Annotated in this window: 9 protein-coding genes, 2 rRNA genes and 1 pseudogene; 1 reads left to right on the forward strand and 11 read right to left on the reverse strand. The window is 57.9% G+C overall.

Translation table 11 applies throughout. From position 1 onward, the window contains the following. Positions 1–83: 83 nt before the first annotated feature. From ACZRMS_RS02270 to ACZRMS_RS02300, 7 genes are all read right to left on the reverse strand, one after another. Entirely contained in the window at positions 84–1,529 is a 1,446-nt protein-coding gene (locus ACZRMS_RS02270) for an efflux transporter outer membrane subunit (RefSeq protein ID WP_463993926.1), read from the reverse strand. Continuing rightward, positions 1,526–2,428: an efflux RND transporter periplasmic adaptor subunit gene (locus ACZRMS_RS02275; protein WP_463993927.1), complete on the reverse strand. Its 903-nt coding sequence runs from the start codon at positions 2,426–2,428 to the stop codon at positions 1,526–1,528. Before ACZRMS_RS02275 ends, ACZRMS_RS02270 begins: the two co-directional genes overlap by 4 nt. Continuing rightward, complete coding sequence (locus ACZRMS_RS02280) at positions 2,425–2,634, reverse strand: DUF1656 domain-containing protein (RefSeq protein WP_016782973.1); 210 nt, start codon at positions 2,632–2,634, stop codon at positions 2,425–2,427. The genes ACZRMS_RS02275 and ACZRMS_RS02280 overlap by 4 nt, the downstream gene beginning before the upstream one ends. After that, positions 2,631–4,721, reverse strand: coding sequence for an FUSC family protein (locus ACZRMS_RS02285; protein WP_463993928.1), 2,091 nt, complete (start codon positions 4,719–4,721; stop codon positions 2,631–2,633). Before ACZRMS_RS02285 ends, ACZRMS_RS02280 begins: the two co-directional genes overlap by 4 nt. Beyond that, positions 4,718–5,149, reverse strand: a complete 432-nt coding sequence (locus ACZRMS_RS02290; protein ID WP_463993952.1) for a MarR family winged helix-turn-helix transcriptional regulator — start codon at positions 5,147–5,149, stop codon at positions 4,718–4,720. Before ACZRMS_RS02290 ends, ACZRMS_RS02285 begins: the two co-directional genes overlap by 4 nt. 100 nt (positions 5,150–5,249) lie before the next feature. Continuing rightward, positions 5,250–5,507 carry a DUF2789 domain-containing protein gene (locus ACZRMS_RS02295; protein ID WP_463993929.1) on the reverse strand — a complete coding sequence of 86 codons (258 nt, stop codon included), beginning with the start codon at positions 5,505–5,507 and terminating at the stop codon, positions 5,250–5,252. Then, positions 5,488–7,104: a glycosyltransferase family 39 protein gene (locus ACZRMS_RS02300; protein WP_463993930.1), complete on the reverse strand. Its 1,617-nt coding sequence runs from the start codon at positions 7,102–7,104 to the stop codon at positions 5,488–5,490. The genes ACZRMS_RS02295 and ACZRMS_RS02300 overlap by 20 nt, the downstream gene beginning before the upstream one ends. Positions 7,105–7,405: 301 nt before the next feature. On the opposite strand from ACZRMS_RS02300, the gene ACZRMS_RS02305 reads away from it, so the two are divergent. Further along, positions 7,406–8,104, forward strand: a complete 699-nt coding sequence (locus tag ACZRMS_RS02305) for a GntR family transcriptional regulator (protein ID WP_463993931.1) — start codon at positions 7,406–7,408, stop codon at positions 8,102–8,104. A gap of 46 nt (positions 8,105–8,150) precedes the next feature. Here the strand turns inward: ACZRMS_RS02305 and ACZRMS_RS02310 are convergent, their stop codons facing one another. The 4 genes and pseudogenes from ACZRMS_RS02310 to rrf (ACZRMS_RS02325) form a co-directional block, all read right to left on the reverse strand. Continuing rightward, a complete protein-coding gene (locus tag ACZRMS_RS02310; RefSeq protein WP_463993953.1) occupies positions 8,151–8,936 on the reverse strand; it encodes a methyl-accepting chemotaxis protein in 786 nt (261 codons plus the stop codon). Between the two features lie 69 nt (positions 8,937–9,005). Continuing rightward, a pseudogene (locus ACZRMS_RS02315) lies at positions 9,006–10,031 on the reverse strand (cache domain-containing protein); the annotation flags it as partial. A 294-nt stretch (positions 10,032–10,325) separates the two neighbouring features. Beyond that, positions 10,326–10,441 (reverse strand): 5S ribosomal RNA (gene rrf, locus ACZRMS_RS02320). A gap of 105 nt (positions 10,442–10,546) precedes the next feature. After that, a 5S ribosomal RNA gene (gene rrf / locus ACZRMS_RS02325) occupies positions 10,547–10,662 on the reverse strand. Positions 10,663–10,783 lie beyond the last annotated feature (121 nt).

Here is a 10,783-nt window from a genome sequence, read left to right on the forward strand (position 1 = left end):
TCTGCACGATGAGGAGGGCTACACACCCGCTGACGCCCTGAGCCATCGTTCTGATACCGATAACTCAGAGCATAGCAACGCTGTCAGGGTTTAGCGTTTGCAGGGGCTTGCGTTCGTCCACTTTCCCAGCCGCCACCCAGGGCCAGGAATAGATCGATCTGGCTCATGGCAACCTGGGTGTTGGCCGTTGCCAGTTGTGCGCGCACGTCGGTGTAGGTGCGCGTGGCTTGCAGGTCGGCCAGGAACGAGGCACGGCCGGCCTGGAAGAACTGGTGGGTTTGCTCGGCAGCAGTCTTGGCCGATTCACCGGCCTGGGCCAACGCATCGCGGCGCTGGAGCAAGGCGGTGTATTGCACCAGGCTGGTCTGGGTCTCACGGATGGCGTTGAGCACCACGCCATCAAACTTGGCCAATGCACCCTGGGTGACGGCCTCGGCTTCGCGAATACGGGCTCTCGAACCGTTGGTCGGAATGGTCCAGCTCAACAGCGGGCCAAAGCCCCAGCGATTGGCCGGCGCCGTGCCGAGGTTCTCCAGCAGGCCTACGGTTCCAATACTGGCGCCGATGCTGATGTCCGGGTACAGCGAGCCCGTGGCGACGCCTATTTCGGCGGTCGCTGCCGCCAGATGGCGCTCGGCCTGGCGCACGTCCGGACGGCGCTTGAGCAGTGCCGCGCCGTCACCCACAGGCAGCAGTTGCGCGATATGCGGCAACTCGGCGCAAGTGGCTACACCCGCTGGCAGCTGGTCCAGCGGCTTGGCCAATATCATCGATAATCGGAACAACCCTGACTGACTCAAGGCCTGGTAACGCGGCAACTCGGCGCGTAACGAGCGGAATTGGGTTTCGGAACGCGTGACCTGGGTTTCATCCCCCCGACCGGCATCGCGCAGGCGCTGGACCAGAGTGGTGCTTTGGGATTGCAGTTGCAGTGACTCTTCAGCGATATGGAGCTCTTCGTTGGCCGCACACACTTGGGTGTAAGCGCGCACGACATCGGCGACCACGGTAATGCGGGCCGTGTCCGCCGCCGCCTGGGTAGCATCGGCATTGGCCTGCGCCGCTTCGATACCGCGCTGCAACGTGCCCCACAGGTCGAACTGGTAGGAAGTGCTGATACCCAGGTCGCCGACGTTGGCCACCGGCACTTTATCCGCCAGCAAAAACGCTTCGCCAGACTCTTGCAGACGCTGGGCACCCGCCTTTGCCGAGCCGCTCCAGCCACCGACTGACTGCGCTTGCTCAATCTGGGCCCGCGCGCGGGACAAGTTGGCCGCAGCCACACGCAAATCGGTGTTGGAGGCCATGGCCTGGCGCACCAGCTCGTTGAGTGTCGGGTCCTGGTAGAGCTTCCACCAATCATCGGGGATTGGTGCTGACACCACATTGGCGCCCTCGCCCGCCAATTGGCCCTGCAAATCCGGGCGCTGCATGGCCGCGTCTTTGGGTAACTGGTAATCGGGACCAAGCATCTGGCAACCGGACAGCAGCAAACCCAGCCCTACGGCTGCCAGGTGAACGGCTTTCATTGCGCGTTCTCCTGGGCAGGCTTGGCCTTGGGCGAGTCCTGGATGATCGATACGGTGGCTGTGCGCCCGGCGATCATGCGAAAGTCCTGCGGCACGTCGTCAAACACGATGCGCACCGGAATCCGCTGCGCCAGCCGCACCCAGCTGAACGCCGGATTGACGTTGGGCAACAGGTTCTGCCCGCTGGTACGGTCACGGTCTTCGATGCCCGCCACAATACTTTGAACATGGCCGCGCAAACGGGCATTGTCGCCAATCACGCGGATATCGACGCTCTGGCCTACATGAATACCGTCGAGCTTGGTTTCTTCAAAATAGCCGTCGATGTGAAACGAGCTGCTGTCGACAATCGACAGCACAGGCTTGCCTGCGGTGACGAACTCATTGACCCGTGGTGCGCGGTCGTTGACGTACCCATCGACCGGGCTGCGCACCACGGTGCGGTCCAGGTTGAGCTGGGCACTGTCCACCGCCACTTCAGCCTCGATCAATGCAGACTGTGCCCGCAGCTCTCGCGACTGGCTTTCTTCGAGCTGCTCGCGAGCGACCAGGTTGCCCAGCCCACGGTTACGCCGACTCTCACGCTGGGTCTGCGCCAGGGTCTCCTGGCGGTCGGCGACCGTCGCCCGGGCTTGACGCAAGGCGAGCTTGAATCGTTCCTGGTCGATGACAAACAGCACCTCATCACGGGCTACAGGCTGGTTGTCGCGCACATCCACCTGCTTGATCAGGCCCGATACGTCAGGGGAGATTTGCACCACGTCAGCGCGAATGTGGGCGTCGCGGGTCCAGGGAGCAAACATGTAGTACATGGTCATGCGCCAGACCACGACGCAGGCAAATGTCACCACCAATAAGGTGAGAACAACACGGCCCAAGGTCAGTAAAGGTTTTTTCATGTCATCAGGTATCGACTAAACGAATCCACAACGCCGAGTAGCAGAGCGTAGAGACCGACGTTGAACAAAGCCCGGTGCCAGACCAGACGGTAGAAGTGCACACGGGTGAGTAACCCGTGAACCACCAGAAACAGTAAGTAAGTGATGCCCATCAACACCAGAAGCGTGGGCAGGAATACCCCGCTGATATCCACGTCACCGATCATAGCGGCGCTCCATCAATGCCCTGGGCATGGGGATGCGGCAGGTCGTCGTTATCGACAATAAATTCAACACCGGGCAGCAAGGCCAGGCGCAGCCCGCTAAGGGCGTGCAACAGATGCACCCGCGCTTCGCCTTCGTCTTGCAGGTCGTTGGCATTCAGGGCCCGGCGCGTGCGGTCCATGGCCATTTGCAGGCCAAGGGGCATCGGCAACCGCTCACCCGCCTTGAGGCAGGCGCAAAAATAGTCGCCTACATCGCTCACCACCTGACGCAACAACCGTTGCGGCTCACCCCTGACCCTTGGGGCATAGGCCAGCAGGTCCAGAAGGTTGAGAGCCACTCGCAGGTCACGCAAGGCGCTGCCCGTGTCTTGCCCGGTCAAGGCCAGGCGCGGCAAGTGCTGCATCAGGCGGTCCAGCATTTGTGCACCCATTTGCCGGTGCTCGGCCAGGCTCGCGGGCCGGGTCAGACTGACGATGTCACCCCAGCTGAAGCGCGTGAGGCGCTTGGCCGCAAGCTCGGCACCGAACGGGCGCGCAATCAGGGTCCAGACGAAGGCAAACAGCAGGCCGATGGGGCCCGCCAGGTTGGCATTCACAAACACCATGAAGTCCGCGTCGTAGGCGCCCTGAATGCTGATAAAGGAGGCGGTGTTAACGATGGTTAACAACGTACCCAGGTAAAACCGGGGCTGTACGGTCAGGGTGCCGACACAGATAAACGGCACGGCGAACGCCAGCACCAGCATCGGGAAATCGTGCAGGTTGGGCAGGATCACAAACAGGTACAGGCTGGCGAATACCACCGACAGCGAAGTCCAGAAAAAGAACCGGTAAATCTGCGGCGCCGGGTCGTCCATCGCCGCAAAAAAGCTACAGGCCACAGCGGCCAGAATCACCGCACTGGCACCATCGGTCCAGCCGAGCAAAATCCACAACACTGAGGCGACGACAATCGCAGTCACCGTGGAGAACGCCGAATAGAGCATCAGCCCGCGATCGAGAAACGGCGTCAGCCGCCCCAGACGCCAGTGCCGGTAGACCGCACGCCAGATGTCCTGATTGCCGGTCGAAATGGCCTCTTGCAAGCTTCGGCAGTCTTGCCACAGGTCGATCCACTCGCCTAGCCGATACAACACGTTGGAGAGCACCAGCTGACGGCGGTCATCGAGCGCGGCAGCACTGGGTTGCAAGGTTTCGAGTTCATGGCGCAGCGCTTGCCATTGCTGGACCGGGGCCCCCTCACGAGTGCTTTCAAGCCACGCCTTGGCGTGATCGAGCAAGGGCGTAACCTGATCGACCAGTTCAGGTGCCCGCCGCTCCAGCGCGTAGAGTGCGTCGTCCAGCGCGTCGACCACGGGCAGCAAGTGGATCATGCGCCCGCGCAACTCCTTGGTATTACGTACGGTCTGCGGGTGCGCGCCCTCATGGGGCAACTGGCCAATCATCATCTCCAGGCTGTTGAAGGTCGTAACCATCGATGAGCGCAGGCCGCTGGCCTTGTTCGGCTCTACGTCGCGTGCCAGGAAGTGCTTGCTGTAATTGCTCGCATCGGCAAACCACTTGGCCGCCGAGTCGATAAACACCGGGGTCAAGCGGCGTGGCCAGAACATGCTGCCAACGACCGCTGCGCAGACGATCCCGAGCATGATTTCTTCGGTACGCGAAACCGCGATGTCGAAGACGTTCAGCGGGTTATCCACAATCGGCAAAGCAATCATCGGCATGGTGTAACCGGCGAGCATGAATACGTAGCTGTTGGCGGTGCGCAGGTGCAGGGACAAAAACAGCAAAATGCCGGTCCAGAGCGCTATCACCAACACCAGCAAAAAAGGTGTTTGAACAAACAGCGGGACAAAGAACACCGCGGCGGCGGCGCCGATCAGAGTGCCCAGGGCGCGGTAAACCGCCTTGGAGCTGGTCGGGCCGACGAAGGGGCTGGAGACGATATACACCGTGGCCATGGCCCAATACGGGCGGGGCATTTCCATCAGCAAAGCGATATACAGCGCGATCATCGAGGCGGCAAAGGTGCGCACGCCATAGAACCAGTCACGGGCAGGCGGCATGCTGCTGAAGAAACCGTTCAAGAGGCCGCTCCATCTGGCAGTCGGCCGGCCGCTTCGAAGGCTTTGATCACACGTAATGCAGCTTCCTGGTCTGCGACTGAAACATCCGCCAGCGCCGCTCGGCGCAGCTGTACAAGCTGGGCCTCAATCGACTGCACCAACACACGCCCGGTGTCGGTCAGGCTCAAGGTTTTAGCCCGACGGTCACTGGCATCTTCACAGCGGCGCACATAACCGGCCTTGCATAACTGGTCGAGCAAACGCACCAGCGATGGGCTTTCCATCCCGGCGGCATGGGCCACGGTAACCTGCCTGACCCCCGCCCCCAAGCGACCGATAATCAGTAGCGGCATGGCGCAGGCTTCGGAAATTCCGTAGTTGACCAGCGTGGCCTGACAGACGCGACGCCAATGGCGAGTCGCAACCACCATGCCGGTGCTGATGCTCATTTGCAGTAGATCGAGAGTGTCAGGCAAGAGGCGTCACATAATGTTAGTTTGCTAACTATTAATATTGCGCGGCTCGACGATCTCAGTCAAGTGTTGCTAATTAATTCTGCTTGCCTGTGATCGGTTTTGTACGAAGCATCAGGTTCAGTTGATCGACGATTTCAGCCCAATCAGCATCTTCAAGCTGTTCTTCGCGCAAGAAGGCCGCTTGGGAGGGTGTCCAGAAAAACGCATCTTCGAGCTTCAGGTCAGGCTTGAGCGGCGAATGGGTCGTGACAAATTTTTCGATATCTTCGGGGGTGTTCGGCAGGCCCAGCTGCTTGAACAGGGATGGGAGGCTATGGGTTGGCTTTTGCATTGATTTGACTCCATTCAGTTTCAGGGCCGCATTTGGCGGCAGCGCAGGTCAAATATAGTCGAGCCTGTGTGTCATCGACGGCCAAGTCCTGTGCTTTGTGCCAACCCGTCGGGATTGAGCTGAAATCGTCAGGTTGCACCTTGCTGCTGATCAGCCAGATACGGCCCGTACCCGGCGGCAGGTCATCAAGGTGATCGACATAGATCTTTTTGCCATGAGCGTTCACCAGCGTGCCAAACCCGTAGTCATTCGGGCGCCCTGATGTGCCATCTTCCAGAGGCGGCGTATAGAGCATGGGTTGAAACCCGGTCTTGTTGTAATAGACGTAGCTGAAGTACCAGAACAGGTCACTCACAACGATCCGGTCGCCAGGCAAAAACCGTTCGTTCACGTGCTCGACCAGACGATCAAAATGATCGGCGTCACCGCTGAAGTTGCTGCGCAAACCCACTGACTCAGTGCCAATAAACAGCGCCAACAGCACGAAAGCCAATGCGCGCCGGTGTTTGAGCAGGCGATCAACAGCAATCGCGACCACCAGCGGCAAACCAAGCGCAGCAAACATCAGATAACGCTCGATAAACAGCGGCGAGGAAAATGACAGCGCGAAGATCGCCAGGATCGGTACAAGCGTGTAAATGACCAAAAGTCTGTGGAACTTGTACGGCGTGACATCACATACCGCCATCCTCACCATCCCGGCAAAGAGCAACACTGGGCCCAGCCAGAACAGCGGCCAAGGGAGGTTTTCACCTTCATCCTGAATCAAAAACTGCCACGTCATGGCCGGCAGTGAACGAGCGTCCACAGGAGGCTCCCACCCAACATCACCGCCAGCCTTGAGCGCATCCATGTGCTGCAGCAGGTCGAGAAGGCCGGGAAGCCAGGGCAGGAACAGCAACACTATGGCAACGTTAGCCAGCCACCAGGCGGGACGCTTGACCAGCCACCCCGTACTGCGTCCGCTCAACATCAGGTATAGCCAATGGGCAATCACACAGAACGCAGTGAAGTAGTGGGTGTAGAACGCGGCCGCCATCAGCAGGGCATAGATAACCAGATAGCGGTTTTGATGCGGGGACTTGACCCAATACACCAACGCGATAGTCGCTGCGATCAACCACAACCCCAGTAACGAGTACATTCGTACTTCCTGGCTGTAGCGCACGGCAATCGGCAGCAGCGCCAACAATAGACCAGCCAGCAACGCTGCCCTTTGGGTTGCGATCAGCCGCACCAGCCATGCCCCCAGCAGCACCGTTGCAATACCGGGCAAGACACTCAGGGTACGAATCGAGGCAAGGTTGTCACCAAACAGCGCTATCCAGCCGTGCAGCAACATGAAGTACAACGGGGGGTGTACATCGTGCGCCGCGTGAAACCAGATCCCGGTGAGCGGGTAGTTGCTCAACATCAGGCTGGACCCCTCGTCACACCAGATGGCAGAGGTCGTGAATCCGTAAAATCGTACCCCTGCAGCCAACAGCAAAATACACCACAACCATGGCTGGCGAACCAATCTGCCCAGTGCGTTGGGGGACGTTTCAGGGAGCTGAAACCGCTGCTCCCCCACGTCGTTCTTGCTGAGTACGCCCATCCTTCACCTGCTGTGCATTGAGGCTGCGATTTGGGCAGCTTTAACTCCGGCGATTGTAGGACACAAGCCACGGTAAAAGGAGGTGCCCTGTCTGCTCTACAAACAGATAGTTCGCTTCCATACCGCAGGCTCGATCAGGTGTGAGGGTGGATCACAGAATGAAAAGTAATGGCTCACTGCGATCACTCAGCGTGGAGTCGCGCTAAACTAATCGTAGCAAGGTCTGACAGGGATACAGTCAGCATCTAACGTAAACAGGATCCCACTGGCGTATTGATCCTGCGCCGAGAGTAGCGCCAACGTGGCCGTCAAACACGATCCCTTAAGTAATATTGAAGTTCACGGGCCCATCCCTGCCCATCTGGCACGGTCTGTGATCGAAGAAACCCTGCGCAACGCCATTCTTGATGGCCGGTTGCCCTGCGGTATCGCAATCCGGCAACAGGCCCTGGCGGTATTGTTTGGCGTAAGCCGCATGCCGGTTCGCGAGGCACTGCGTCAGCTTGAGGCTCAGGGTTTGCTGCAGGTTGAGCAGTACAAGGGCGCAGTGGTCGCCCCCCTGATCGAGGACAATTCGTCGCAAGCCTACGAGATCCGCTTATTGCTGGAGGCTCAAGCCTTGCGCCAGTCTGTTCCCTTGCTGAGCGAAGCCGACTTCAACCTCGCATCCGGCTATATCGAGGCGCTCGAGGCCGAAACCGATTTCAGCAAAATCGGCACGCTCAATCGGCTTTTTCACCAGACGCTTTACTGCAAGGCCCCCAATAAAAAACTGCTGGGCCTCATTGAAACGGGGTTGGTTGAAGAGGAGCGCTTTCTGCGTTTCAACCTTGAGAAGATGAGCCTGGGCAAGTTGTGCCAAGACGATCACCAGGCGTTACTGCACCACGCCAAAGCCAAGGATGTAGAGGCATGTGTTGCGCAGTTGGCGCTCCATCTGCAACGTGGAATACAGGCCATTACCCACTTTCTGGACAGTCAGAACGCAAAACAGCCCTGACGCTTGGAGCGCAAGGGCTGTGGATAAGTCTTTGTTGGCCGTGACGTCAGATTTTGAAGCTGTCGACCAATTGCTTGAGGCGGCTGGCTTGCTGCGACAGCGCATCGCAGTCTTTGAGGGTCTCGTTGAGATTCACCACGCCCTGCTGGTTTAACAGGTTGATCTGGTTGATATCCACGTTGAGGGTTTCAACCACAGCAGTTTGCTCCTCGGTAGCAGCAGCAACCGACTGGTTCATGCCGTCAATTTCTTCGATACGTTGAGTCACGCTGATCAAACGGGCACCGGCCTGATTGGCCACCTCAACGCTTAGCTCGCTGGAAACCTGACTCGCATTCATGGTGCTGACCGCCTCGCGGGAGCCCACTTGCAGTGAGGTGATCATTTTATGTATCTCCTCTGCGGACTCCTGAGTGCGGTGAGCAAGGTTACGCACCTCATCCGCCACCACGGCAAACCCGCGCCCCGCTTCCCCCGCACGCGCGGCCTCAATGGCTGCGTTGAGGGCCAGCAAGTTGGTCTGCTGAGAGATACCTTTGATCACATCAAGAATATGACCAATATTGTCGGTGCTGGCATTCAGGGTTTCAATTTGCTCGCACGACAAACTGATTTTTTGCGAAAGCTCGGTCATGGCCTGAATAGTCTGCTCAACCACTTTGCGGCCATCATCCGCCTGCTCGCTGGCACCACTGGCATGGTGCGATGCGTCGGCGGCGTTGCGGGCGATTTCCTGGGTGGCAGCACCCAGTTCGTTGATGGCGGCAGCTACGCTGTTGGTGCGCGCACTTTGCTCGTCCGAGCCGACAATAGAGGCATTGGACGATGCCATAACCCGGTGGGACAGATCATGCACGTGGCGGGTTGCAGAGGACACTTCGCTGATTGACGCATGAATACGTTCAACAAACTGGTTGAATGCACTGGCCAGCTCGCCGAACTCATCCTTGTTCTCAATCACCAGGCGGCGCGTCAAGTCACCTTCGCCTTGGGCAATATCCTGCATGGCACGTCCCATGGTAGTCAGCGGACGCATCAATACCCGGATCAGCAAGCTCAGCAGCAGCGCAATCGCGGCCACCGCAATAAACATCGCAATCAACGCAGACGTGCGGAATTTAGACAGCGGGGCGTAAGCCTTCTCTTTGTCTATTGATTGGCCGATATACCAATCCGCGGACGGCAGGCCTGTAACTGGAGTAAAGGAAATGATCCGTTCCTGACCATTGAGCGTCACTTCCTGAATACCCTTCTCGATGCGCAAAGAGCTGGACGGGTAAATATCTTTCAGGTTTTTCATCACCTGATCTTTATCCGGGCTGACGATGACCTGGCCATCGCTGCTGACCAAAAATGCGTAACCCAGACCGCCGGAATCAACCGAGTTAATAATTTTGACCAGGCTGTTCAGGCTCAGATCTCCCCCCACCACACCCAACAAATCACCGCCTTTTTTGACTGGCATGGCGATAGTCACAATCAGACCGCCCACCGCCGCCACATAGGGCGGTGTCAACATGGTCTGGCCGGCGCTTACAGCCTGTTTGTACCAAGGACGCTCACGGGGATCATAACCTGCCGGCATCGTGGCATCAGGACGCTGGGTAAAGACGCCATTGGCTTGCCCGACGTAGGTGAACTGGAAGTTGGAAGTAAACGCAGGCTGATCGACCAGGCCCGGGAGATCTGCCTGGCTGCCTTGGTGTGCGACGCTTTGTGCGAGGCTTTCCAGCACCAGGATACGGCCCCCGAGCCAATTCTGAACGCTGCTGGCTGTCAGATTGCCTGCCTGCTGCACTGAGGTCTCGATGTTTTGCTTGATGGTGTCGCGCTGCAGGTAGTCGTTGTACAGAGTGAATAACGCAAACGCCAGAACCACGACGCCTGAAGCGGCCAGTAGGATTTTATGGCTGAACTTGAGATTCATAGCATGGGACTTCTTATGCCAAAAGGTGGGATGCGTACGGGGGCAATATTCCGTGTAGCAGTGCAGGCGGCCTTTAGGCAGCTCTGCTCGCACGCATTGCTCAACAGGCTTTCGGCACAGACTGCGGAATACTTAGCCAATTTTGATGGCAATGTGCTTAATCCGACGAAAGCGCAGGTGTAGCTTTGGTGAGGTCGCTGGGGAGGGGGTAGAACATGGAGGTGCGCTGGGGATTTACTTCGCGCAAAAACAAAACCCCTGTCTGCGTTAGCAGACAGGGGTTTCGGAATTCAATCTTGACGATGACCTACTCTCACATGGGGAAACCCCACACTACCATCGGCGATGCATCGTTTCACTGCTGAGTTCGGGATGGGATCAGGTGGTTCCAATGCTCTATGGTCGTCAAGAAATTCTGTGACAGATCCGTTATTAAAACGTGTCTGCGAAAACTTGGGACTTATACAAAAACAAAATCCCCGTCTGCGCGAGCAGACAGGGATTTTGGAATTTAATCTTGACGATGACCTACTCTCACATGGGGAAACCCCACACTACCATCGGCGATGCATCGTTTCACTACTGAGTTCGGGATGGGATCAGGTGGTTCCAATGCTCTATGGTCGTCAAGAAATTCGGTAGCCAGGTCGTTCACCTTTCGGTTCACGCTCCAGCGAATGGGTATGTAATAGACAGGTGTTTTGTGAGTCGCAAACTTTCGGTTTGTATCGTCTTCACACACCGCAACTTGC

The organism is Pseudomonas sp. B424 (genome assembly GCF_055408345.1).